The sequence below is a fragment of the Roseofilum acuticapitatum BLCC-M154 genome, from assembly GCF_030068475.1.
GTDB classification, from domain to species: domain Bacteria; phylum Cyanobacteriota; class Cyanobacteriia; order Cyanobacteriales; family Desertifilaceae; genus Roseofilum; species Roseofilum acuticapitatum.
The window spans coordinates 30,515-53,858 of the sequence record NZ_JAQOSP010000150.1 but is presented as its reverse complement, the minus strand read 5'-3'; the positions used below and the strand labels follow the sequence as shown (position 1 = coordinate 53,858).

Below are 23,344 nucleotides of genomic sequence, written 5' to 3'. Positions count from 1 at the left end.
GCATAGAGGATTGAGATTCAGGATTTGATACGATGCCATAATATATAGCAATTTCAAATGAGTTATGTAATGGCTGCCCCTCATCCCCCAGCCCCTTCTCCCGCAGGAGAAGGGGAGCAGAAGTCCCTCTCGGAGTGGGAGAGGGATATTCCTGCGGACATGAAAGGGAGAGGGCAAGATCTGGGAAGCTTAACGGAGGTCAAAATGAGCATTTATTTGGGCATCGACATCGGAGCCAGCACCGTCAAACTGGGATTATGGGATGCTGAAAAAGGGGTGATTGGCGATCGCTTAGATAACCCCAGTCGCGCCTCCGAAGGCCCCGATGCCACCATCAACGTCATTAAAAGCGCTGCCACAGAAATCTGCAAAACCCATAACATCAACCCCCAGGATCTCAAAGCCATTGGTGCATGTTGCCCCACCCCCATCGATCCTTCAGGCTTGTGCGTTTATCCCACCAACATTGACCACTCCTGGCAAGGAGTCAACGTCAAACAAAAACTTTCTGATAGCTTCAACTTACCCGCACTCCTGCTCAACGATGGTGATGCTGCCGCCTACCGAGAATATGCAGTCAGAGAAACCCAACATCAATCCTCCTCCTCCATGGCTCAGTTTATTACCGGAACCGGACTAGGAGGAGCCTTAATCATCAACGGCAAAATCTTCTGCGCTCCTGGAGTCGCCGCCGAATTAGGCCATATCCTGACCGATAGCAGCGACACAGCCGACGTTTGCGGATGTGGAGCCAAAGGATGTGCCGAAACCAGAGCCTCCTTACTCGGACTCAGAAACATGGTCAAACATCGACAAGCCCAAGGCAATGTACCCGAAGCACTACAAGGCGACCCCATGGAAGTAGCCAAAACCCTGCGCCAACTGGGTCAGTCCGAAAATCCCCTACAAGATGTTACGGATATCTGGCATGAATATTTTACTAACTTAGGAAGAGCTGCCCGCACTGTCCTTAATATTGTGGGCTGCGACCTAATTGTGATCTCCGGTGGAGCGCAGGAAAAACAGCCCAATGCATCGGAGGCTTCCTATCAAAGATTTAAAACCGATGCCATTGGTTGGATTCGCCATGAAATTGACCATTCTTTCCCCCATCTGAAAAACACCAGAGTGGAATGGTCTATTGATACCCTTTCTGACAGTGCCGCCTATGGTGCAGCCCAATATGCCAGCATCATTTTGCCATAATTAGATTCTCCCTATCCTCCATTTCCAGTTATGAATCCTAACCTGAATATTATTAACGCCAAACTGCCTGGATATGCAGATAAACAGACTTTAGTGATTCGAGAGGGTAAGATTGAAGCCATCTTACCCTCCCACAATCATCCGAGTTCCGAGCCACCCATCTTAGATGTTCAAGGGGATTGGATCTCTTTAGGGGGTATGGACTTACAAATTAATGGTGCATTGGGATTAGCTTTTCCTGAAATTACTCAAGCAGACGAGGAAAAGCTCAATCAGATTTGTCAATTTCTTTGGCAACAAGGGATTAGCTATTTCCTCCCGACTCTAGTCACTACATCGATTGAAAATATTCACCGTTCTCTCAAGATTTTTGCTGATTTTACTCCTCCAAAAAATGGCGCTAAACCTCTAGGAGTTCATTTAGAAGGGCCGTGCTTAAATTTTGAAAAAAGGGGCGCTCATCCTGCGGAGTATCTACTGCCTTTAACTGTAGAAAATATGAAACAGATCTTGGGAGAGTATGGGGAAATTGTTAAGGTGATTACTCTTGCACCAGAACTCGATGCTACGGATGAAGTTATCCCTTATTTAACTTCCTTGGGAATTACGGTGAGTCTGGGGCATTCTCAAGCGACTTTAGAGCAAGCTCAATTGGCTTTTGAACAGGGTGCAACGATGGTAACTCATGCGTTTAATGCGATGCCGGGTTTACACCATCGAGACCCTGGTTTGTTGGGTGCTGCCCTCGTGAATTTTCAGGTGTATTGTGGGTTAATTGCTGATGGGATTCATGTTTGTCCGACGATGGTTGATATTTTATTGCGGGCGAATTCTAAGAACATTTTTCTGGTGAGTGATGCCCTTGCTCCTTTGGGTTTGCCGGATGGAGTTTATCCCTGGGATAATCGTGAAATTGAAGTGAGGGAGGGAACAGCGCGACTACTCAATGGAACGTTATCGGGTACGACTTTACCTTTGTTTTCTGGGGTAGAAAATTTAGTGCGTTGGGGTATTTGCGAGTTAGGAGAAGGGATTGGTTTAGCGACAGAAAATCCGAGGAAAGCTTTGGGTTTGCCTGGTCTTGCTGTGGGTGAATCAGCCGATTTATTGCGTTGGTCTTGGCAGGGGCAAGAAGGGGGATTAAGTTGGGAGCGGTTAGCAAGTTAGGGGCGGATTGATTAAGCTTTGGGTTTTTATTGCTCCATCTCTGTGAACCCGCCCCTAGGGAATTTAACTGTTTAAAACGGCGATAATTTTCTCGTGTAATATGCCATTACTGACGACAACTCCCCGGTTATTCATCATTTTTTGGCCATCGGCGAAGTTGAGGGGTTTTCCATACATATCGGTGACTTTTCCTCCGGCTTCTTCAACTACGATTGCACCGGCAGCATGATCCCAAATATTTTCGCGATAATCGGGATATTTGGGTGAGGGTAAGCGCAAATAGAGGGCGGCTTTGCCGGAGGCAACGATGCCATATTTGGCTTGGGAGTCTACGCGCACGGAGGGAGCGGTGATACCGACGGCTTGAGCCATGGCGTTTTGGCGAGATTGGTCGCCGTGAGCGGCTTCTACGCTTTCGACAAAGCGCAGGTTTTCTGTATCGTCGGGACTGACGACATGGATGGGTTGTAGTTCTCCTCCTGCTAAGGGCATCATTTGCGCTCCTTCTCCGCGCACGGCAATGTAGAGCATACCGGGTTCTGAGCCTTCAACGGGCATGGCGGGACAGGCTAACACGCCGACTTTGATATCCCCGTCTTCAATGAGTGCTAGAGCGACGGCGTACTGATCTTGACGCAAAAAGCCTTTTGTGCCGTCAATGGGGTCTAGCGTCCAATATCGGGGGGATACGGAGCCATTTCCGCGATCGATCCAGTCGGTTACTTGGTCGGCGGTGGCATCGGGGATGAGGTTTTGCACATAACCGAGGATTTTGTTGAGGGTGTCGGCCATTTCGGGTTTGCGTAGCTCGGTTGCGTCTTCTTCTCCGACGATGGGATCGTTGGGGAAGGTTTCTTTGAGGGCTTTGCAAATGATGGCTTGGGAGCCGTAGTCGGCGACGGTTACGGGGCTTTTATCTTGTTTTTCGATCGCCTCTGGAATGTCTTGGCGTACCTGCTGACAGAGTTTTGCGGCTAAGATGGCCGCTTCCATGGCTACCTGTTTTTCGCGATCGTAGGACATAGTTGCCTTAATATAAGTGATCATTTCTCGAAGATGTCGTTTCTATCTTGGCAAGAGGATGGACTGCTGTCACTACATCCGATCCTGTTTTCTCTAGGAGAGTTTGGTGAGGAAACTGAGGAGGCTTTTGGTTTTAGGAGTTAGAAGGGTTCGTTTGTAGGCATCGGCGGCTTTTTTGATGGCTTCGGCTTGGGTGGGATAGGGATGAATGGTGCTGGAGAGTTGACTTAAACCGATTTTAGCGGCGATCGCCGTCGTCACTTCACTAATCATATCCCCGGCATGACGAGCCACGATAGTCGCACCGACCATCTTATCCGAACCTTGGCGATAATGGATTTTGACAAAGCCTTCGGTTTCCCCATCGGCGATCGCCCGGTCTACACTACTCATTAAGACCTTAATCGTCTCAATCTCTATGCCCTTCTCTTGCGCTTCCCTTTCATATAGCCCTACATGGGCAATCTCTGGATCGGTATAAGTTGCCCATGGCATAATCAGATCGCTTAACTTCGATTTTCCTAACCCAAAGGGAGAAAATAAAGCATTCTTAAGCACAATTCTTGCTGCCGCATCTGCTGCATGGGTAAACTTCCAATTCATACAAATATCGCCAGCCGCATAAATTTTGGGGTTAGTCGTTTGCAAATAATCATTCACTTTCACCCCTTTGCGGTCATAGTCCACCCCAACCCCTTGTAAATTCAGTCCTTCCACATTAGGCGCACGACCTGCACCGGCTAAAATTTGATCGACTTCTAAGCTATAAGATTGACTGCTCCCTTGAGTGGAAAAATTCATTATTTTGCCCTCTGGAGTGGCTTCTACTCGCCCAATTTGGCTATTTAAAACCAGTTGAATTCCTTCTTGCTGAAACTGGTTTTGAACAATTTCGGCTGCATCGGGGTCTTCCCGGTCTAACAAATGTTCTTTATTATGAAATAACGTCACTTGAGCGCCTAAACGATGGAAGGATTGGGCTAATTCACAACCAATGGGGCCGCCCCCAATCACGGCTAATCGTTTAGGGCATTCGGTGAGGTTAAACACGGTTTCGTTGGTTAAGAATCCCACTTCTTCTAAACCCTGAATTTGGGGACGCACCGCCCTTGCTCCGGTGGCAATGACTGCTTTTTTAAAGGGTAAGGTTTTGCCCTCGACTTCCACCCGCGAGTTTCCGGTAAATTGTGCTTCTCCTAAAAAGACATCAATGCCTAAACTCTGGAATCGTTGCACAGAATCATGGTGACTAATTTCGGCGCGAATTTTCCGCATCCGTTCCATCACTTGGGCGAAGTTAATGTTAATCTCTTCGGAAGGATGAATGCCAAAATTAGGGGCATTACGGATATCTTGCACGACGCGAGAGGAGCGAATCAGGCATTTTGAGGGCACACAACCAAGGTTTAAGCAATCTCCTCCCATTAAATTCTTTTCGACTAAAGCGACTTTTAAGCCTAAATCTAATCCGGCAGCTCCCGCAGCGACGACTAACCCGGCGGTTCCCGCACCAATGACGACTAAATCATAGCGATCGGCGGGGGTGGGATTAACCCAATCTGGGGGATGAACCCGATCAATTAACTGTTGGTTAAATTGATCCATGGGATGTAAATTTAGGGATGACATGGTTTTGAGTAGGGGAATGGGGGAATGGGGGGATGGGGAGATAGGGAGATGGGGGAATGGGGGGATGGGGAGTAAAGTAGAGTTTAATTGATATCAGACATAATTTTTAATTTTTAATTTTTAATTTTTAATTTTTAATTGTTTTCAATTGCTCCATCTAATGCTTTTCGGGCGATTTTGGTGACATAAAGGGTAACGGCGACGGTGGCGATAAATCCAATAATCCGCAGTGTCCAGGTAATGGTTGGGTTCGAGGGTTGATCGCCTGTGCCAATTGTGGCTAAATCTCCAGCGAGGGAGCCAATATAAACATACATGATTGTGCCGGGAATCATGCCAATGGAACCGATGAAGTAGTCTGTGAGGGTGACTTGGGTTAAACCGTAGGCGTAGTTGAGCAGGTTGAAGGGGAAGACGGGTGAGAGTCGGGTGAGGAGGACGATTTTTAAGCCTTTTTCACCAACGGCGCGATCGATCGCACTAAATTTGGTGTTCCCGGCGATTTTTTGGGCGATCCAATCCCGTGCTAAGTAGCGTCCGATGAGAAAGGCGGCAGTTGCGCCTAGGGTTGCGCCGATGAAGACATAGACTGAACCAAAACCGACTCCAAAGACGACTCCTGCGCCTAGGGTGACGATGGAGCCGGGGAGGAAGGCGACGGTGGCGATGATGTAGAGGAGGATGAAGGCGATCGCCCCAATTGGGCCGAGATTTTCAATATTCTCTAGGGCAGAGCGGAGGAGTTCTTGGGGGTTAAATCCCGTGCTGTTGTTGAGATCTTGGGCAAATGCAGGGGTGGTGGTAACCAAGAGCGCGATCGCCCCGATTGCCAACAGGAATAAGACTTTGTGGGGGTTTAGATGGCGATCGATCATCAATTCAGAGGTTGAGTAGCACTTAACTTTTTATCCTAACGAATGGGACAAGAGAGTTGATTTTCCATCCAGGCGATCGCCAAATCTTCATCAATGGGTTTAGAAAAGAAATAGCCTTGGAAATACTGACAGCCTAACTCTTTAAGTTTTTCAAAATCTTCTTCTGTTTCCACCCCTTCAGCAATCACATCTAAGCCCACATCCGAAGCAATCAGCAAGATCGCTTTAATTAAATTCCACTGTTGCTCCTTCAGGAAAAAGCGGTCTATTTTCAACCCATTCACCGCTAAATTTTTGAGGCGACTTAAAGAGGAATACCCCGTACCAAAATCATCAATATCAAATTGGAAGCCTAAATCCCTCAATTCTTGAATCGTCTGGGTAGCCACTTCTAGATTTTCCATTAACATCGTTTCCGTTATTTCTAAACGGATTTCATGGGGATTAATCTGTAACTCTTTGATCAAGGATTTCAATTGATCTACAAATTGCGGATGGAGTAACTGAAGAGGGGATAAATTCAGATTCATCAGTAAGGAATAATCTGAGGGCAGGTTGTTTTTCCATTTCTTAAGCTGGTAACAGGATTGACGAATCACCCACTGGCCAATATCGTGAATCAAGCCACTTTCTTCAGCTACGGGAATAAATACGGTCGGTGAAATTAATCCTTTACTCCCATGATTCCAACGGATTAGGGCTTCAAAGGCGATGATTTTTCTCGGAGATAAAGAGACAATTGGCTGATAAACTAAATGTAACTGTTGTTTCTCAATCGCTTGCTTGAGATCGAGTTCTAATTGAATTTTTTCTAAGTCTTCTTTCTTAAATAAAGTTAGAGGGAGGGTGGGTTGATGCTCAATGGTTTGGGCTAAACGCTCTAAGCGACCAATGTTCTTAATCGCCATGGCCAACATATACTTACCTTCGGCCGATTCCGGGTTGACATGGCCACTTTGCATCAACCGAACTACCCCTCGAATGGAGGTTAGGGGAGTACGGAGTTCATGACTTAATAGCATAATGGCTTCGTCTAGGGAGAGTTCGGGGTTGAATTCCAGGGGATCGGAGCTGAAGTTTTCCTTATCCACGATCGCGATCTCCCCAAGAAATGAGTTGTTTAGTCATCGATTGCCTTTACCTTAAATAAGGAATGTGAAATTCTTGTGAACATGACTGTATCTAACTTTTCTCCTTAAAAACTTATTATTATCATAATACTAATGGAGTCAAATCGAGTGGCGATCGGCTCTGAGATCTAGGACGGATCGCGATCGTCTTGTCCATCAGAGAATTTTATGAATTGTTGCCCAATTCTAGAGTCTCCTCAATTTGACTTGGTAATTCCAAGGGGTCAAAGGGCTTTATTAGTACGGCAGTCACACCTAATGCGGCAGATTGACGATGAGTAGTTTGAACCTGAGCTGTTAACCAAATTACGGGAATATGTCGAGTTTTAGGATTCGCTTTTAAAAGCTTTAAGGTCTCTTTCCCATCAATATCAGGCATCATTACATCCAAGAGAATTGCATCAGGTTGGTATTTCTCTGCCAGCTCTACTCCTTCATATCCAGAGGCTGTACCCGTAACCTGCCACCCTTTTAACTTTTCTAGGCTGATCCGAGCAATTTCTCGGATATCCATTTCATCATCAATGATCAATATATGTTTGCTTGCCATGTGAGAAAGAGTTCCCCGATCGGAGCTAAGATATATAAGTTTAATTAAATGTACTCTCTAATTCTCACCCTACAACGTAAACGAGAATTAAGGCAATAGCCAACCCCTTTGAGCTGATTCGATCTTAAAAGGGGTCAAAGCATGGCCCTTGTGATAGCCTTCACAGGGTACAATGGAACAAGTTCGCGTTTTGGAAAGCCTGTCCTCAGCTTTCCCGTGGGCCCTTATTAAGGCTCTATCCCTATCTCCCTCCTTGAAGATGAAGGGAGTCGTCCACCTTACTTCCTGAAAAGAACCTTGTCCAATAGTCAAGATAAGAGTAATATTAGTCACCTAATTTGCCCTCCTGAATCCGATATTCAATATCGGAGTACCGGTTTAATTTGGGGACGCTATATCCCTCAACCTAATGAAAATGGATTCCAACTCAGAGGATTAATTGTGACTGAGGATAATCAGTTCTTCCCGGCTTCGATCCGTTGGGGCTATTTTTTTAAGTGGTTGGAAAAAGATGATAACTTGGAACAGTTCCATTGGTTTCGGTGTTGGACTAAACCCGATCGTGAAGCGGGCTATCATTTTATTCTTCGGAATGCTCTGAATCCGATTCCGGATAATCTCAGTGGTGATGTATTTTCGGTGCGGGGACAAATTATTTTTAATTACAGTGGTAGAATTGCTGTCCGTATTAACCCCAATCGTAAAGATCCTAGCTCTAAGTTAGAGAAGCCATTTAAGTTAACCTTTCAGGGGATATTACCCGGTGAGCCGAAAACCACTTTAGGGGAATTTTGGGATTTTATTTTGGGTCGTGAGGGTAAGATGCTTGTCGTACTTGAAGCGAGAAAGGTTAAGGATCGATTGAAAGAGAGAAAACCGAAAGGCAAGGGTAAACCGGTTGGTAAGTTTAATACACCTAAGTATAAGAGTGATGATCGAGAGTCCGATCAAAAAGAATCTAAGGAATCCGAGGAGTCCTGATCGGGGGGGTATAGATCTGGATCGATATACCCCCCCGATCGCGTTAATTATAAGCTATAGAGTCGGTTTTCGATCGCTTGATGCTCCAAATCTCGACCGATGAACACGAGCCGGGTTTGGCGCGGTTCGTTCAGTTTCCAGGGACGGTCATAGAAGGTATCAAAGCGGTTACCGACTCCTTGCAGGACTAAGCGCATGGGTTTGTTGGGCACTTGGACGAAGCCTTTAATGCGGTAAATTTCGTGGTTTTGGACAATCTGCTGTAGGGTTTGGGTGAGTTGTTGGGGGTCGAAGGGGCGATCGCACACAATCTCTACTGAATTAATATGATCATCATGGTCATGCTCTTCTTCATGGTCATGATGACTCGGACGAGAGTCCAAATTATCTTCAACTGCCGCATTAAAGCCTAACAAAACTTCACTCTCAATTTGCCCTTGATGACAAGAAACTTGTTTTACAGCAGGCGAAACTTCCTGTTTTAACCAGTTTTGCACTTGCTCTAAACCCGAATCATCTACTAAATCCGTTTTTGTCAACAAAATCAAATCTGCACAAGCCAATTGATCCTCAAATAATTCCTCAATCGGCGTTTCATGATCCAGATTCGGATCGGCTTTTCTCTGTTCTTCCAATGCCTCCAAATCGCCCACTAAAGTTCCTGTAGCTAAAGCGTGAGTATCTACTACTGTCACCACCCCATCCACCGTTGCCCCATTGCGAATTTCTGGCCAGCGAAACGCCTGAATTAGAGGTTTGGGTAGTGCCAGTCCAGAGGTTTCAATTACAATAGCATCCAGTCGATCTCTGCGCTCTAAGAGCTTTTGCATGGTGGGATAAAATTCCTCTTGCACCGTGCAACATAAACAGCCATTCGTCAGTTCCACAATATTATCATTGGGGTCTTCTTCTTCATCGCAAACTTGACAGGAGCGTAACAAGTCTCCATCAATGCCAACTTCGCCAAATTCATTGACTAAAACCGCAATTTTGCGCCCTTCATTATTTTGGAGTAAGTTACGAATTAGGGTCGTTTTTCCTGCGCCCAGGAATCCGGTAATAATGGTTACGGGAATTTTGTGCATGATTCTGTACCTCGCAGAATACTGATTAATTTACTTTGGCGGGCATCCTGACTTAGAGATGATTTCGCTGCTCTTCATCTCCTCACAGTTGCGGGACAGTGTTGGATTTGCACCAAACTTTCCCCCTTACCTCTGATGGCTGCTCCCCACCAGAACCGAAGCACTGTTGATTATACCATAAATGTAGGGCAACCCATACTCAGTTCATATCACTGTGTTGACTTTATGTATGATTATAACATATAGTTTATTTATGAGTATCAAGACTATGCTTATTAGTCAAATTTAGTTATATCATGAAAGTCAAAAATATTGACGTTCCTATTGAAAAGATTGCTAACCTGTGCCAGAACTGGCATATTCATAAACTCTCCCTATTTGGATCATTTTTGCGGGATGACTTTACCCCAGAGAGCGATATTGATATCTTAGTGGAATTTGAACCGGGTTTTACTCCTGGATTTTTTAAACTCTACCAAATTGAAGAAGAACTTTCAAATTTATTCGATCATCGTCGAATTGATCTAGTGACTTCTAAGTTTCTGAACCATCGAATCCGCGATCGCATTCTAGCAGAAGCAGAGGTTTGTTATGTCGCAGAAGGATAACTCTGTTTATATTGGCCATATGATAGACACAGCAAATAAGGCTCTTGGTTTTGTCTCAGGTGTGAGTCGAGAAGAGTTTGATAATAATGAGCAGTTGCGTTTAGCTATAACTCATCTGCTACAAGTTATTGGGGAAGCAGCGAGACGAGTTTCCCCTGATTTTAGGGAAGCTTATCCTCAAATTCCTTGGAAAGCTATTGTAGGAATGCGAAGTAAAGTTGTTCACGACTATCTTAATGTGGATGAAGATGTTGTTTGGAATACAGTGATTAACGATCTTAGCCCCTTAGTAGCAAGCTTGAAAAACATTATTAGTGATATAGAAAAAAGCGGATAGAATAGAAACTTACAGTCAGATCATCGCAGAATAGTAATTAAACAGACTCACTTCGGCGGGCATCCTGACTTAGAGATGATTTCGCTGCTCTTCATCTCCTTACAGTTGCGGGACAGTGTTGGATTTGCACCAAACTTTCCCCGTTACCTCTGATGGCTGCTCCCAATCAGAACCGAAGTATTGCTGATTATACCATAAATGTAGGGGCGAAAAATTCTCCGCCACTACCGGGGCTACATCAATTGTGGCCCAATCCCCGTTGATAGATGCTTTTTAATTTTGAAGGATGAGATCAATCTAGTTCTTTAAGATCCTCTTCAATTTGAGTGACCTGTAATTTCATCTCTTCAATCTCATCCTCAAACTTCACTTGACTCAATAATCGTCCTTCAATGTAGCAAGTATCAGCTTTTTTCCAGAAACTCTCACAATTTTCATCTTCTGCCCAAAATAGCATTTGCTTTATCCGGCGATCGAGATCTTCTTTTGTGGCTACCAATTCCAATCTTTTCTCTGTTGCAAGCTTTGCATCGACACGAGACCTAATTAGATTCGGAGGAGATTGTGTTTGTAAGATCTGTGTCTCAGGTAGTTTTGGATTAATATTTACAATACTTACAATATTTACATTTACAAATACAAATACTTTTATGGATACAAAAATTATACCAAATGCAGCAGACACTGAAATAACAAAGACCTTAAGGATGTTTATAATATGATTGGATTTTGCCATTTTAATTTCTTCAGATAAAGAGCGGATGGGTTGCTTATTTTGCTTGGATTGGTAAATCAAAATACCACTATATGGATCGGCATGAATTCTATCTTCAATTTGTTCTTTGCGTAAAAGCTGCTGACCGCTTCGCTTAGATATCTTTAGTTTTTGAACTATCTCTTCTTCGGAAAGTCCTTCAGGGAAATCATAGAGTAAAGTATGTAATGCTTCCTGATAGGGATGTTTGCGGTAGGGAAATAAGTTTCTCAGCATATCGGTTTTTCCAAATTATAGATCAATCAAACTCTTGAATATTTCTTGCTCAATGTTGGCCACATCTTGCGCTTCAGGAGGAGTAATATTTTCTTCAATCAATGTTTCAGTAGAAGCAATCAAGTTACTAACTTCTGCCTGCTCTTCAGAGGATGCTACTAGACTCAGCTCCACTTTTTTCTCCATTTTCCAAATATTTTGTTCTAGCTCACTCACTTGGAAATCAACTTTCTTTATTTTTCCATCCAGCCATTGCATTGAATGACGTAGTATTGCGGCACGTTCGAGTTCATTACAAATCTGATAATGTTCTGTGCAATTTCTCAGCAGTTCTTCATGACTGTCAACGTTAATATCTCTGATATCATACTTCAATAACTCGTAATATGTGTCATACTCTTCTGAATAATTGTCGTACAAGGGTTGTAAGTCACTATTTCTGCGTTTTTTAAGAGTCTTAACAACATTTTCCCCTTGTTTAATTTTTCTTGTGATACACCTTATATCAGAACATGTCTTCTGGGAAGACGGTGACCAATTAAAACCACTCAGCATTAGTGAGCTTAGTACACCAATTATTATGATGACTACTAATCGCTCAACAAGAGTAAACCACGTATTTTTTTTGTGTTTCATAAAAAATCACCAACCCTTCCTTTTTAAATTATCCGTAGCTTATTGTAGCTTAACATTACTTGATATAAGTTACGTTTGAGAACATTTTCTAGGGAAAAAGTCGTGACATGGAGTAGTGGGCTAACCAGGTTAAAAATGGGGGTAAGCCATGTGCTACAAATACAACTGATTTCGATTATAGCGATCGCATTGCCACAAAATCAACCTTGCCAGTCCAGTAGAGAATGGAGCAGCCAATACCTCTTTTATTCTGTCTCGTCAGCCATCAAGGAGTTCAACTCGGATTGAAAAGCCTCTAGAGACTGACTGCTAAGTGCTTGCACCACAAGTCTCTCTAGTGCTTCCAAGTCTGTCATCTGACTCACTTGCTCCCTCAAAGATGAGAGAATCTCGCCAAACCTCACTTCTAGGATACGAACAATATCTTCTTGTCGGGCTTTCTTGATTCCAAAGCGCTCCACACTGGTAATATAAGGCATTTGATCCTCCTTTTCTAAACTCTCAATTTCTGTCCACAAACGCTGTTCTTCTTTTGCTGGTAGGGCAATAAACCAGTCGATTAGGCGAAATAGTTCTACGATATCATTTCGGCTCAGTCCCCGTTGATAAAGACTTTTAACTAATTGTAATTTGCGTTGATAGTTTTGTTGTACATCCTCGCCCATTTGTTGGGCAGTTCGGTGAGCAGCGACTATAGCGGCAAAAGGATTAGAATCCTGCTCTAATTGGCTCAGATCGTAATCTAAGAGTTTAACCCTAGGAAATTTTAACAGGGCGCAACATCCCCATAGCTTTTGTTCATAAGCAATGTTGGGGAAGAAGAATTCTAGAAAATCGCGAAAGTAGACAGAGATGGCTTCTTTCCAGGGGGAGTCGTAATCAGTCATTTTAATTCAATTTCACTTGAGACGTAAACTTGGAATGCCCTCTCCCTTTCATGTCCGCAGGAAAATCCCTCTCCCACGGGAGAGGGACTTTTTACCCCCTTCTCCCACGGGAGAAGGGGGCAGGGGGATGAGGGTTTAGAATTCATTGAAAATTGTTTTCCAATCCTGCAATGTGCGGGGAATTTCCTGAACTTCAGGACGGAAAGAAGGGGGTAAAGAGTGCCAAGCTTCCCAGAGGGTGGGGATACCTAAACTGATTTCTGAGAGGAGTTTTTGTTGAGAAAAAACGGTTTTTGCTTCTCCTTGGAGGATGAGTTTTCCTTGGTTGAGAATGATAAACCAATCTGCCCATTGATAGGCAAAATCGAGGTTATGGGTGGCGATCGCGATCGTCGTTCCTTTTTGCTCGATTTTGTGTAACTCTTGGACTAAGGTGCGGATTTGTTGCGGGTCTAAGTAGGCGGTGGGTTCGTCGAGTAAGAGCAGTTGGGGATTTAACACCATCACCCCGGCTAGGGCAACCCGGCGCTTTTGTCCTAAACTCAGGTGGTGGAGGGGAGTGTGGGCAATGTCGGTAAGTTGAAAATCGGCGATCGCCTGTTCGACTCGGTAGCGAATTTCCGATTTGGATAATTTGAGGTTGCACAGTCCATAGGATAGATCTTCGGCTACGGTTCCCGCAACGAGCTGATGTTCTGGGTTTTGAAAGGCTAATCCCACATTTTGCCGCCATTGTTTGAGGGTTTGGCGCTCGTAATCTAGGGGGTTACCCTGCCAAATAATGGCTCCGCGATCTACAGGGTATAATCCCGTCATCAGTAAAAATAAGGTTGATTTTCCCGAACCATTGTGCCCTAAAATCGCTGTCTTTTGATGGAGAAAAATCTTCAGACTCAGTTGCTCAAAAATAGCCTGGGACTGTCCTGAGTAGTGATAAGTCACGTCCCTAAGTTCCAGCAAACTCCGATTATCCATGTGCGATTCCTGACAATTCTAGGGACAGCAAGAAGAACAAGCCCAGGAGGGCTTCCCATTCATAACGGGGCGATCGCTCATAGTTTCGCATTGACAAAACCACAAATTTATGATCAAATCCCCGTGCAGTCGCCCCCAAAGAAAAGCGATGATAATCTGTTAACGTTCGATGCAACAATTGCCGAATCAACAAACTCACGCTCCGCAAACTTTGGGCAAAATCACCATATCCTCCCCGCGCTCTTTGTCCCAGACGCAAATCAGAAACCGTCTTTTGCAGCACCCAAATCAACCGATACATTAACAAAATTAACTCCAACAACAGTTCCGGAAAACGCCACTGACGCAACACTTGAACCATCTCCACCATCGGAACCGTCAACATCAAGAAAAAGAAGCAAGACAAACAAGCAACTGCCCGTACAATCAGCCGGATAAACAAATCCAACACACTGTAGGAAATCGACCAATAGAGCGGCCCGGTTGACCCACCAATCAAGACTCCAGAACTGTCTAAATTTCCCCCTTCTACTAGCCGCACATCAATCAGAAACGCCAAGGAACTCATCAACACAAACGTATAGCTCCCCAAAAGCAACTTTAGATAGAACTTCATCGGAATTTTAGCGTACCCAATTGTCCAAACCGCCATCCACAAACTAAGGGCAATTTGCGTGAGGGGTTGACTCACCAAAGCCAACCCCAACATCAGCAAAGAAAACCCCAGTTTTTGACTTGGAGGCAACCGATTTAAACCATTTTGATAGGCCCAAGTATCAGTCGGTAACGTCATTTTCTGAAGAAGGATTTGACTCAGAACGTCCCCGATACCATCCGATTCCGTATCCAATAATTCCCGCGCCAAAAGCCGCTTGCAGAGCGAATAATAAACTCTCAGTTTCACCCCCTGGCGGTTCTAAAATCGGTTCAAACCAGGGTTCATACTGAGGATTAACTTCGGTAATGGCTTCCTCTGCTTGGCCATCAGCTCCACCAAATTCACTATCCTTAACGGTCATTAAAGGAAAGACCGTTAACCCAATGATGGCTAACAATAATAGACCATTTGGCCATTGATTTTGCTGTGTTTTCATACCGTTTCTGATTCCATTAATTTCAAAAGTTTTAATTCCGGTTGAGAGTAGGACATTAAGCCATTCCAGACCATTACCGTTAACAGTCCCTCAATGATTGCCAGGGGAATTTGAGTCACGGCAAAAATACCGGCAAACTTGAGAAAAGCGACCAAAATGCCTCCATTTTCCACCGGAAAAGCTAAGGCAAGTTGTAAAGAGGTGACTACATAAGTGGCTAAGTTTCCTAAAGCCGCAGCCAGAAAAACAGCCAGAGTTTGCCGTTGACTCATCCCCATCACCAAGCGATAAATACCAAAGGCCACAAAGGGGCCAACCACCGCCATAGAAACGGCATTTGCCCCCAATGTAGTAAGACCACCATGGGCTAAGAGTAAGGCTTGAAATAAGAGAACCAGAGATCCTAAAACCGTCATGGTGGAGGGGCCAAATAATACGGCTCCTAAACCGGTTCCGGTGGGATGGGAAGAACTACCGGTAACGGAGGGAATTTTCAGGGCTGAAAGGACAAAGGCAAAGGCTCCAGATAAGGCGAGTAGGAGTTTAAGTTCGGGATATTTTTGCACCGTTTGGTTAATACGAAAGAGTCCCAAACCAAAGAAGGGCAGAAACACAACCCACCAAAAAATAACCCAAGGTAAGGGCAGAAATCCTTCCATAATATGCATCGCTTGGGCGGGTGCAGGTAGGAGTGATAAAACTAGGGTAAAACTGAAGGCGAGAAAACCGGCCATCAGCCGAAAGAAGAGTTTGCGGTAGTTCATAGATTCAGACAAAAAACAATGATTTTTGAAGGGGAACTTTAGTTTTTAGTTCGCGTAAGATGGGACTTTTCGCTTGTATGAAGATCCCCCTAAATCCCCCTTAAAAAGGGGGACTTTCCCTACTGCCCCCCTTTTTAAGCAGGGGGTTGGGGGGATCAATACCTGGAGAGAAGGGGGATAGAGGAGAAAAGAAACGGAAATGAATAAACTTGCGACATGATTCTGTACCTCGCAGAATAATAGTTAAAAGAATCACTTCGGCGGGCATCCTGACTTAGAGATGATTTAGATATCTTTAATCTCCTTACAGTTGCGGGACAGCGTTGGATTTGCACCAAACTTTCCCCGTTACCTCTGATGGCTGCTCCCCATCAGAACCAAAGCAGATTTGATTATACCATGATGTCGGGGCGAAAAGCTTTCGACTGCGTAAATGCTCTAGCTCTTCTCTTTTACCCAAGCGCGTACTGCTCTACGAATGGCACGCCTTCCCTGGAGGCGATCGCGCTCAATCACACGGGGTAATTCTTGAATGGGTAAGTTGGGAAAGATATCGCTCTTGTCAACTTCTTGATAATCAGAACCCTGAAGTTGATAAATTTTTAACTCTCCTGAATCATAACACCAAATTTCTGGTACACCTAACCGAGCATAAATGGGAAAGCGATTTAAAGATTTATGGGTTAGATCGATTTCTAATGCGAGATCTGGTGGAGGGTCTTGATCTAAATCCAACGTTAACTTGCCGCGCACTCGATCTTCATTTTGGAAATAAAAACAATTATCCGCTTCTAAACCCGCTAATTCTTTTTCTCTCTTCCAAGTGGTCGATCCATAACTTTCGTAATCGAGATCGAGTTCTTCTGCAATATCTTGAATCGTTAAACTCAAAATTTCTTTATAATACTCATGTTCGGGTAATGGAGTCATAATTTCTAAACGACCGCGATCGTAAGCAAGTTTGGCCCCCTGATTTTCTCCTAATTCCAAAAGTAACTTTTCAAAGTTTTGCCAACTGATATTATTTAAGACGATGTTGTGAGATGGGACTTGATGCCGATGTTGAGCGATCTGCATAATAAGTTTGGGAGGTTTCTTTAGACGGTAGGGCATCTGTTAGCTGTAGCAAGCCCTTGGTGCAACTGGGCAATGATATCAAGTCCGTTAGATCAGTTATGGTGTGTCATTGCGAATGGAACGCAGTGGAATGAAGCAATCTCCATTCTATCCCCTTTTTCGGTATCCTAGAGGATGGTTACCTTTTATCGATATACCATGCCTGTTACCGAGCCTCCATCCGCGATCGCCTCCTCCCGCAATTTCCCCCTCACTGCCGTCATTGGCCAAGAAGCCATCAAACTGGCGCTGCTGTTGGCTTCTGTCGATCCAGCTTTAGGAGGAGTGGCGATCGCCGGCCGTCGCGGTACAGCAAAATCAGTTATGGCTAGAGCCATCCATGACCTACTTCCCCCCATCGAAATCGTCAAAGAGTCCTTCTGGAACCAACCCCCCCAACATCCAGAAGCAGACGCACCAGAGACTGAAATTATCCCCGCGCCTTTTGTGCAAATCCCCCTGGGAATCACGGAAGACCGACTCTTAGGCTCGGTAGATGTGGAAGAATCCGTCAAACAAGGAGCCACCATCTTCCAGCCGGGACTCCTAGCCAAAGCCAATCGAGGCGTTCTCTACGTCGATGAAATCAACCTCCTCGACGACCAAATCAGCAACCAACTGCTCACCGTTCTCAGTGAAGGACGCAACCGCATCGAACGGGAAGGCATTAGTATCGAACACCCCTGTCAAGCCATCCTCATCGCCACCTACAACCCGGAAGAAGGCTCGCTCAGAGAACATCTTCTCGACCGAATTGCCATTAGTCTCTCTGCTGATGGAGTCCTCGGTCTCGACCAACGGGTAGACGCGGTAAACCAAGCCCTGTCCTATACCCAATCTCCCCAAGCCTTCCTCGAAAGCTACACGGAAGAAATTGACAACATCAAAACCCAAATTTTACTGGCGCGGGAATGGCTCAAAGATGTCACCATTAGCCCAGAGCAAGTCAGCTATCTGGTTGAGGAAGCCATCCGGGGAGCAGTGCAAGGCCATCGTGCCGAACTGTTTGCCGTGAAAGTCGCTAAAGCTGCTGCTGCTTTAGAAGGTCGCACGGAAGTCAGTGCAGAAGATTTACGCACCGCCGTCCAATTGGTGATTGTGCCCAGAGCGACAGTGATTCAAGCCCCCCCACCCAACGAACCGCCACCGCCTCCCCCTCCCCCAGAACAGCCTCAAGACCAAGAGGATCGGGATCAGGAGGATCAAGATCAAGAGGACGAGGAGGAAGATCCACCACAAGAAAATGAACCGGATGAACCCAGTATCCCGGAAGAGTTTATCTTCGATCCGGAAGGGGTGGTTCTCGATTCCAGCGTGCTTTATTTTGCCCAAATGGCCAAACGGCAAGGAAAATCCGGCAGTCGTGCCCTGATCTTTACGGACGATCGCGGCCGGTATGTTAAACCCATGTTACCCAAAGGTAGAGTGCGCCGTATTGCCGTCGATGCCACCCTGCGGGCAGCCGCCCCCTACCAGCAAGCTCGACGCGCTCGTAACCCCCACCGCCGGGTGATTGTGGAATCGGGGGATGTGCGCTCCAAACGGTTAGCCCGCAAGTCAGGGGCGTTGGTGATTTTTGTGGTGGATGCATCGGGTTCTATGGCCCTCAACCGGATGCAGTCGGCCAAAGGTGCGGTGATGCAACTGCTCACGGAAGCCTATCAAAATCGCGACCAGGTGGCGCTGATTCCCTTCAGAGGGGAGCAAGCGGAGGTCTTGTTACCCCCCACCCGTTCGATCGCCTCTGCCCGCCGTAGACTGGAAGTGATGCCCTGTGGGGGCGGTTCTCCCCTCGCCCATGGCTTGAGTACAGCCGTGCGCGTGGGAATGAACGCCCAACAATCGGGGGATATTGGTCAAGTGGTTGTAGTTGCGATTACGGATGGTCGCGGTAATATTCCCCTGTCGCGCTCTTTGGGTGAACCGATGGAAGGGGAAGAAAAACCGGATATTAAGAAGGAGCTATTAGAAATTGCCGCCCGTATTCGCGCTTTGGGGATTAAACTATTGGTGATTGACACTGAACGCAAGTTTATTTCCACGGGATTTGGTAAAGAGTTGGCAAAAACGGCTGGAGGTAGTTATTATCACTTACCCAAAGCAACGGATCAGGCGATCGCCGGAGTTGCCAAAAGTGCGATCGCCGACATCAAATTCAATTAAAAATTAAAAATTAAAAATTAAAAATGATTGCTTGTTCCCCAGAAAAGATAGCCTGGGGAATGAGCTATTTAATCTTGAATTGAACCTTATGCTTAATCGATGGTGGACATATCAAAAAGAAAGATTCCCCATTGTAGCCAATGGGGTACTCATTGGGGTGTTTAGTTTTTCCGCAGTCAGCTATTCGGCACTGCTGCGAGGAAGCTTTCCCAGTTGGGGTTCTAGTATCGTGGCATTTGCGATCGCCTTTTTGTTCTTCTTGCAATTAAGAATTGCTGATGAATTCAAGGACTATGAAGAGGACTGCCAATTTCGCTCCTATCGCCCTGTTCCTAGGGGTTTGGTTAGTTTGCGGGAATTGGGCAGTTTGGGCGCTTTCACAGCGATTATTCAAGGGCTTTTGGCGCTCTATTTGGGGGGGTTCACCCTAGGACTATCTCTGATCGCAGTGTGGCTCTATTTAGGCTTAATGAGTCAAGAATTTTTTATCCGCCATTGGCTTAAGGATCATCCCGTCATTTATTTAATCAGCCATATGATGATTATGCCCCTCATTTATGGCTTGGCAACCGCTTGTGATTGGCAAGTCACCACCGGGGTGATACCGAGGGGTTTAGGCTGGTTTTTAGCCGTCAGTTTTTTCAACGGTGTCATCATTGAAATTGGGCGCAAAATTCGATCGCCCCAAGATGAGGAAGTCGGTGTAGAAACCTACAGTTACTTGTGGGGACGCAAACCAGCCGTTTTCGTCTGGTTAGCCGTTTGTACCATTATGGCGGTGATTAGTGCGATCGCCGCGAACTTAATTGGCTTTGGCTTACCCCTAGCTCTAGCAACTTGGGCAATGCTGGGCATTTCCGGAACACTCTCCGCTCAATTTTTACGCTCTCCAGTCCCCAAATCCGGTAAGCGCTTTGAACTTCTCTCCGCCATTTGGACACTCTTAGTTTATCTCGGTTTAGGCATTATTCCCCTGTTGAGTTCCCTTTAACCCATCACCAGTGCAATTTATTTCCAGCTATATATAGGAGTTTGAATCATGCGATTGGGTTGCTGCTGTTCTCGGATAATATCAAGTCCGGTTTCCGCAAGCGGACATGAAAATTGGTTAAGAAGCGGGCAAGATGCCCGCACTCCTCGAATTCTTTGATATGACTGGAGTGGGAGCATCTTGCTCCCTGGATTTTTAATTAGGGTACTTAAGCGGACTTGATATAATTTTCTGTAAGCGTTCCACCGTGGATGGAGAAAAGAATTGTTCTCCAGTTTCTTCATCCACACGAGCAGGCACATTTTCCACTAAGATCAATTTACCCTCGATCTCTAGTCCATAAGTGACTGTTTTTTCTACGAGTTTGAGTTGGCGATCGTCCATTATTGTTCCCTCCTTATAAACTCTCTATCTGTCATTAATCCCTATTTTCCGATTCCCTATTTTCTCAAATCCTATGACTTACATTCTCACGGCTCAAAACAGCAAAAATCCTCAACAACTAGGAGGTAAAGGTGCGGCTCTCGCTCAACTCCAAGCTCTCAACTTACCCATTCCTGAGTGGTTTGTGGTGTCACCCAGTGCGTTTTACCATAGCTTAACTGAGGGAGAGAGTTTAACAACAGACACTATTCCCCAAGTTATTGCAGCATTGCACCTAAATCATAAAGTAAAAGCAGAATTAGCACAAGCCCTCAAACATCTCTCTCCAAATGGGGAACTGGTTGCGGTGCGCTCTTCGGCCGTAGATGAAGATGGAGCCGACTATTCCTTTGCGGGACAATTGCAGAGCTTCCTATTTGTGCCTCTGGAGGAGGTAGACGATCGCGTAGTAGAGGTTTGGCGCTCTGGATTCGGCGATCGCCTCCTAGCCTACCGTCAGCAGCATCATCTCGGCAACCCCAAACCCCCAGCCGTCCTGATTCAGCGCATGGTCAATGCCGAAATTGCCGGAGTCGCCTTTTCAGCCGATCCCGTCACCGGTCAACGGGGAGTTACCGTGATTAGCGCCGTATCAGGAGTTGGGGATGCCTTGGTTTCCGGGGAAGTGGATGGACAAACTTACCGAATTCATCGCCAAGGAACGATAATTTCTGCACCGGAAGATAACCCCTTATTAAACCCAGAAACCTTAAAGCAAATTACCCATCTAGTTCGTCAAGTAGGAGCGTATTTTGGTCGCCCCCAAGACATCGAATGGGCAATAGAAAACAACCAAGTTTATTTACTGCAAGCCAGACCAATTACCGGATTAGCCAAACTCCCCGATCCCGATGCTCAATTGAATCTTTGGGATAATAGCAACATCTCCGAAAGCTATAGCGGAGTTACCACCCCTTTAACCTTTTCCTTTGCTCGTCGTGCTTATGAGGAAGTTTACCGGCAATTTTGCCTGTTAATGGCAGTAGATAAAACAGTAGTAGAAAATAATGACTCAACCTTTAATCGTATGATTGGCTTGATTCAAGGGCGCGTTTACTATAATCTCCTCAGTTGGTACAAGGTTTTGTCTCTGTTGCCTGGCTTCCAAGTCAATCGTCGATTTATGGAACAGATGATGGGAGTGAAAGAACCCATTTCTGATGAAATTTTAGAGTCTATTGGCATTCAACCGAGTCAAAAACCGACTCTCTCGGTGAAAATTCTGGATAGCTTGCGGTTGTTGCGGACAGTTGTAGGTTTAGGACTAAACTTTATCCTATTACCTTCTAAGATTAAGGAGTTTTATGGGCGATTAATGCAAGTTTTGGGTCAGAAGTTTAAGGGATTAGAGTTACAGGAGTTACGCGCCGATGAATTAGTAGCCCATTACCGGGATTTAGAGCGTCAGTTATTACGCAGTTGGGATGCACCCTTAATTAATGACTTTTTTGCCATGATTTTCTATGGAATTTTGAAAAAGTTGTGCCAATCTTGGGGTAAGGAAACCTCTGGGAGTTTACAAAATGATTTGATTAGCGGTGAAGGGGGAATGATTAGCGCAGAACCGGCGATGCGGGTGAAAGAATTAGCTCGATTGGTAGCGCAAGATGAGGCACTCACTCAAGTTTTTTGTGAGGGGGAATTAGGGCTGATTTTGTCTGAGTTGGAAAAGCGCCCAGAGGTGAGGCAAAAGTATGAAGCGTATTTAGACAAATTTGGCGATCGCTGTTTGGGAGAGCTGAAGCTCGAAAGTCCCACCCTATTCGATAATCCTCTATTGCTGCTGCGATCGGTAGGTCAACTAGCAAAATCCGGTCAAAACCTAGATTCTGCATCGGTTTCGGGGGACTTGCGCCAAGCAGCAGAGGCGAAAGTTAGGGAAAAATTGGGGAATTTTGGCTTAAAACGCTGGCTGTTTGATTGGGTGCTGTATAATGCCAGGGAACGGGTGCGCGATCGCGAAAATCTCCGCTTTGAACGAACCCGCTTATTTGGCCATGTGCGCCGCATTTTTGTGGAACTCGGTAAGCGGTTCGTAGCGCTCGATCTGCTCGATGATTATCGCGATATCTTTTATCTGGAAGTGACCGAAATTTTAGGCTTTGTGGAAGGAACGAATACTTGCACAAACTTGAAAGGTTTGGTACAATTAAGAAAAGCTAAATTTGCCGAATATGAGCAAAATGGGGAGATTGGCGATCGCTTTGAAACCCGTGGCATCGTCTATCAAGGCAACCGTTTCCAGGAAAACCAGGCTTCTATAGTAGACTCAGATAACCCGGACACCTTACAAGGGTTAGGCTGTTGTCCCGGCATCGTCGAAGCCCAAGTCAGAGTCATTACCAACCCAGAAAACGCCATTCTAGAACCCGGTAGCATTCTCGTCGCCGAACGCACCGATCCCGGCTGGATCATGCTCTTTCCGGCTGCATCTGGCGTATTAGTCGAGCGTGGAAGTCTGCTCTCCCATTCTGCCATTGTTGCCAGAGAAATGGGTATTCCCGCCATTGTTTCCCTTCCCGGAGTCACCCGTTTCTTAAAAGATGGAGATTGGGTCAAAATGGATGGCAGTACGGGAAGGGTAGAGCGATTGATACAGCGCAAAGCACTGTAGTGTGGGAATGGGGGAATGGGGGAATGGGGGAATGGGGGAATGGGGGAATGGGGAGACTCAATCTAGCGAGTGAGGTATTCTAGCGATCTATAAAAATCC

The 23,344-nt window shown here is 45.6% G+C and carries 23 protein-coding genes and 3 riboswitches; of the genes, 8 read left to right on the top strand and 15 right to left on the bottom strand.

Annotated elements, in window-relative coordinates; genetic code table 11:
* Nucleotides 1-69 precede the first annotated feature (69 nt).
* Together PMG71_RS23410 and nagA are read left to right on the top strand one after the other, a co-directional pair.
* A complete protein-coding gene (locus tag PMG71_RS23410; protein ID WP_283756154.1) occupies nt 70-1,206 on the top strand; it encodes an ROK family protein in 1,137 nt (378 codons plus the stop codon).
* 30 nt (nt 1,207-1,236) lie between these two features.
* Entirely contained in the window at nt 1,237-2,373 is a 1,137-nt protein-coding gene (gene nagA, locus PMG71_RS23405) for an N-acetylglucosamine-6-phosphate deacetylase (protein ID WP_283756153.1), read from the top strand.
* A gap of 63 nt (nt 2,374-2,436) precedes the next feature.
* Here the strand turns inward: nagA and PMG71_RS23400 are convergent, their stop codons facing one another.
* The 5 genes from PMG71_RS23400 to PMG71_RS23380 form a co-directional block, all read right to left on the bottom strand.
* Nucleotides 2,437-3,396 (bottom strand): 3'(2'),5'-bisphosphate nucleotidase, encoded by a 960-nt coding sequence (locus PMG71_RS23400; protein ID WP_347179386.1) that lies wholly within the window; start codon nt 3,394-3,396, stop codon nt 2,437-2,439.
* A 93-nt stretch (nt 3,397-3,489) separates the two neighbouring features.
* Entirely contained in the window at nt 3,490-5,025 is a 1,536-nt protein-coding gene (locus PMG71_RS23395; RefSeq protein ID WP_283756151.1) for a mercuric reductase, read from the bottom strand.
* 134 nt (nt 5,026-5,159) lie between these two features.
* Entirely contained in the window at nt 5,160-5,900 is a 741-nt protein-coding gene (locus tag PMG71_RS23390; RefSeq protein ID WP_283756150.1) for a TVP38/TMEM64 family protein, read from the bottom strand.
* 35 nt (nt 5,901-5,935) lie between these two features.
* Nucleotides 5,936-6,991 carry a putative bifunctional diguanylate cyclase/phosphodiesterase gene (locus tag PMG71_RS23385; RefSeq protein ID WP_283756149.1) on the bottom strand — a complete coding sequence of 352 codons (1,056 nt, stop codon included), beginning with the start codon at nt 6,989-6,991 and terminating at the stop codon, nt 5,936-5,938.
* Between the two features lie 205 nt (nt 6,992-7,196).
* Nucleotides 7,197-7,580 (bottom strand): response regulator, encoded by a 384-nt coding sequence (locus tag PMG71_RS23380; RefSeq protein ID WP_283756148.1) that lies wholly within the window; start codon nt 7,578-7,580, stop codon nt 7,197-7,199.
* 297 nt (nt 7,581-7,877) lie between these two features.
* Here PMG71_RS23380 and PMG71_RS23375 point away from each other — a divergent pair, with 297 nt between their 5' ends.
* Entirely contained in the window at nt 7,878-8,561 is a 684-nt protein-coding gene (locus PMG71_RS23375) for a hypothetical protein (RefSeq protein ID WP_283756147.1), read from the top strand.
* Between the two features lie 47 nt (nt 8,562-8,608).
* On the opposite strand, the gene cobW is transcribed toward PMG71_RS23375, so the two are convergent.
* Nucleotides 8,609-9,646: a cobalamin biosynthesis protein CobW gene (gene cobW, locus PMG71_RS23370; protein WP_283756146.1), complete on the bottom strand. Its 1,038-nt coding sequence runs from the start codon at nt 9,644-9,646 to the stop codon at nt 8,609-8,611.
* 20 nt (nt 9,647-9,666) lie between these two features.
* Nucleotides 9,667-9,821, bottom strand: a riboswitch (cobalamin riboswitch).
* 121 nt (nt 9,822-9,942) lie between these two features.
* On the opposite strand from cobW, the gene PMG71_RS23365 reads away from it, so the two are divergent.
* Complete coding sequence (locus tag PMG71_RS23365; RefSeq protein WP_283756145.1) at nt 9,943-10,254, top strand: nucleotidyltransferase family protein; 312 nt, start codon at nt 9,943-9,945, stop codon at nt 10,252-10,254.
* A complete protein-coding gene (locus PMG71_RS23360) occupies nt 10,238-10,591 on the top strand; it encodes a HepT-like ribonuclease domain-containing protein (protein WP_283756144.1) in 354 nt (117 codons plus the stop codon). The genes PMG71_RS23365 and PMG71_RS23360 overlap by 17 nt, the downstream gene beginning before the upstream one ends.
* Before the next feature lie 37 nt (nt 10,592-10,628).
* Nucleotides 10,629-10,783: riboswitch (cobalamin riboswitch) on the bottom strand.
* A 100-nt stretch (nt 10,784-10,883) separates the two neighbouring features.
* On the opposite strand, the gene PMG71_RS23355 is transcribed toward PMG71_RS23360, so the two are convergent.
* The 8 genes from PMG71_RS23355 to PMG71_RS23320 all read right to left on the bottom strand — a co-directional run bounded on the left by PMG71_RS23355 (nt 10,884) and on the right by PMG71_RS23320 (nt 17,015).
* Nucleotides 10,884-11,582: a hypothetical protein gene (locus tag PMG71_RS23355; RefSeq protein WP_283756143.1), complete on the bottom strand. Its 699-nt coding sequence runs from the start codon at nt 11,580-11,582 to the stop codon at nt 10,884-10,886.
* Between the two features lie 15 nt (nt 11,583-11,597).
* Entirely contained in the window at nt 11,598-12,218 is a 621-nt protein-coding gene (locus PMG71_RS23350; RefSeq protein WP_283756142.1) for a type II secretion system protein, read from the bottom strand.
* Between the two features lie 245 nt (nt 12,219-12,463).
* Nucleotides 12,464-13,105, bottom strand: a complete 642-nt coding sequence (locus tag PMG71_RS23345; RefSeq protein WP_283756141.1) for a hypothetical protein — start codon at nt 13,103-13,105, stop codon at nt 12,464-12,466.
* A gap of 135 nt (nt 13,106-13,240) precedes the next feature.
* Complete coding sequence (locus PMG71_RS23340; protein WP_283756140.1) at nt 13,241-14,080, bottom strand: energy-coupling factor ABC transporter ATP-binding protein; 840 nt, start codon at nt 14,078-14,080, stop codon at nt 13,241-13,243.
* Nucleotides 14,073-14,873 carry a cobalt ECF transporter T component CbiQ gene (gene cbiQ, locus PMG71_RS23335; RefSeq protein ID WP_283756139.1) on the bottom strand — a complete coding sequence of 267 codons (801 nt, stop codon included), beginning with the start codon at nt 14,871-14,873 and terminating at the stop codon, nt 14,073-14,075. Before cbiQ ends, PMG71_RS23340 begins: the two co-directional genes overlap by 8 nt.
* The gene (locus tag PMG71_RS23330) at nt 14,857-15,174 is read right to left on the bottom strand and encodes an energy-coupling factor ABC transporter substrate-binding protein (protein ID WP_283756138.1); all 318 of its coding nucleotides are present in this window, start codon (nt 15,172-15,174) and stop codon (nt 14,857-14,859) included. Before PMG71_RS23330 ends, cbiQ begins: the two co-directional genes overlap by 17 nt.
* Nucleotides 15,171-15,938 carry an energy-coupling factor ABC transporter permease gene (locus PMG71_RS23325; protein WP_283756137.1) on the bottom strand — a complete coding sequence of 256 codons (768 nt, stop codon included), beginning with the start codon at nt 15,936-15,938 and terminating at the stop codon, nt 15,171-15,173. The genes PMG71_RS23330 and PMG71_RS23325 overlap by 4 nt, the downstream gene beginning before the upstream one ends.
* A 242-nt stretch (nt 15,939-16,180) precedes the next feature.
* Nucleotides 16,181-16,335, bottom strand: a riboswitch (cobalamin riboswitch).
* A 41-nt stretch (nt 16,336-16,376) separates the two neighbouring features.
* Nucleotides 16,377-17,015 carry a Uma2 family endonuclease gene (locus PMG71_RS23320; RefSeq protein WP_283756136.1) on the bottom strand — a complete coding sequence of 213 codons (639 nt, stop codon included), beginning with the start codon at nt 17,013-17,015 and terminating at the stop codon, nt 16,377-16,379.
* 198 nt (nt 17,016-17,213) lie between these two features.
* Here PMG71_RS23320 and bchD point away from each other — a divergent pair, with 198 nt between their 5' ends.
* Together bchD and PMG71_RS23310 are read left to right on the top strand one after the other, a co-directional pair.
* Nucleotides 17,214-19,217, top strand: a complete 2,004-nt coding sequence (gene bchD / locus PMG71_RS23315) for a magnesium chelatase ATPase subunit D (RefSeq protein WP_347179384.1) — start codon at nt 17,214-17,216, stop codon at nt 19,215-19,217.
* An 88-nt stretch (nt 19,218-19,305) separates the two neighbouring features.
* Nucleotides 19,306-20,208, top strand: coding sequence for a UbiA family prenyltransferase (locus tag PMG71_RS23310; protein WP_283756134.1), 903 nt, complete (start codon nt 19,306-19,308; stop codon nt 20,206-20,208).
* Nucleotides 20,209-20,403: 195 nt separating this feature from the next.
* Here the strand turns inward: PMG71_RS23310 and PMG71_RS23305 are convergent, their stop codons facing one another.
* Nucleotides 20,404-20,592: a hypothetical protein gene (locus PMG71_RS23305; protein ID WP_283756133.1), complete on the bottom strand. Its 189-nt coding sequence runs from the start codon at nt 20,590-20,592 to the stop codon at nt 20,404-20,406.
* 73 nt (nt 20,593-20,665) lie between these two features.
* Between PMG71_RS23305 and PMG71_RS23300 the strand changes: the two genes are divergently transcribed.
* Nucleotides 20,666-23,245 carry a PEP/pyruvate-binding domain-containing protein gene (locus tag PMG71_RS23300; RefSeq protein ID WP_283756132.1) on the top strand — a complete coding sequence of 860 codons (2,580 nt, stop codon included), beginning with the start codon at nt 20,666-20,668 and terminating at the stop codon, nt 23,243-23,245.
* Nucleotides 23,246-23,344: the final 99 nt, after the last annotated feature.

Coding starts and splice junctions, on each gene's coding strand:
- PMG71_RS23410 (WP_283756154.1), top strand. CDS start 70: ATGGCTGCCCCTCATCCCCCAGCCCCTTCTCCCGCAGGAGAAGGGGAG.
- nagA (WP_283756153.1), top strand. CDS start 1,237: ATGAATCCTAACCTGAATATTATTAACGCCAAACTGCCTGGATATGCA.
- PMG71_RS23400 (WP_347179386.1), bottom strand. CDS start 3,396: ATGTCCTACGATCGCGAAAAACAGGTAGCCATGGAAGCGGCCATCTTA.
- PMG71_RS23395 (WP_283756151.1), bottom strand. CDS start 5,025: ATGTCATCCCTAAATTTACATCCCATGGATCAATTTAACCAACAGTTA.
- PMG71_RS23390 (WP_283756150.1), bottom strand. CDS start 5,900: ATGATCGATCGCCATCTAAACCCCCACAAAGTCTTATTCCTGTTGGCA.
- PMG71_RS23380 (WP_283756148.1), bottom strand. CDS start 7,580: ATGGCAAGCAAACATATATTGATCATTGATGATGAAATGGATATCCGA.
- cobW (WP_283756146.1), bottom strand. CDS start 9,646: ATGCACAAAATTCCCGTAACCATTATTACCGGATTCCTGGGCGCAGGA.
- PMG71_RS23365 (WP_283756145.1), top strand. CDS start 9,943: ATGAAAGTCAAAAATATTGACGTTCCTATTGAAAAGATTGCTAACCTG.
- PMG71_RS23360 (WP_283756144.1), top strand. CDS start 10,238: ATGTCGCAGAAGGATAACTCTGTTTATATTGGCCATATGATAGACACA.
- PMG71_RS23355 (WP_283756143.1), bottom strand. CDS start 11,582: ATGCTGAGAAACTTATTTCCCTACCGCAAACATCCCTATCAGGAAGCA.
- PMG71_RS23350 (WP_283756142.1), bottom strand. CDS start 12,218: ATGAAACACAAAAAAAATACGTGGTTTACTCTTGTTGAGCGATTAGTA.
- PMG71_RS23345 (WP_283756141.1), bottom strand. CDS start 13,105: ATGACTGATTACGACTCCCCCTGGAAAGAAGCCATCTCTGTCTACTTT.
- PMG71_RS23340 (WP_283756140.1), bottom strand. CDS start 14,080: ATGGATAATCGGAGTTTGCTGGAACTTAGGGACGTGACTTATCACTAC.
- cbiQ (WP_283756139.1), bottom strand. CDS start 14,873: ATGACGTTACCGACTGATACTTGGGCCTATCAAAATGGTTTAAATCGG.
- PMG71_RS23330 (WP_283756138.1), bottom strand. CDS start 15,174: ATGAAAACACAGCAAAATCAATGGCCAAATGGTCTATTATTGTTAGCC.
- PMG71_RS23325 (WP_283756137.1), bottom strand. CDS start 15,938: ATGAACTACCGCAAACTCTTCTTTCGGCTGATGGCCGGTTTTCTCGCC.
- PMG71_RS23320 (WP_283756136.1), bottom strand. CDS start 17,015: ATGCAGATCGCTCAACATCGGCATCAAGTCCCATCTCACAACATCGTC.
- bchD (WP_347179384.1), top strand. CDS start 17,214: ATGCCTGTTACCGAGCCTCCATCCGCGATCGCCTCCTCCCGCAATTTC.
- PMG71_RS23310 (WP_283756134.1), top strand. CDS start 19,306: ATGCTTAATCGATGGTGGACATATCAAAAAGAAAGATTCCCCATTGTA.
- PMG71_RS23305 (WP_283756133.1), bottom strand. CDS start 20,592: ATGGACGATCGCCAACTCAAACTCGTAGAAAAAACAGTCACTTATGGA.
- PMG71_RS23300 (WP_283756132.1), top strand. CDS start 20,666: ATGACTTACATTCTCACGGCTCAAAACAGCAAAAATCCTCAACAACTA.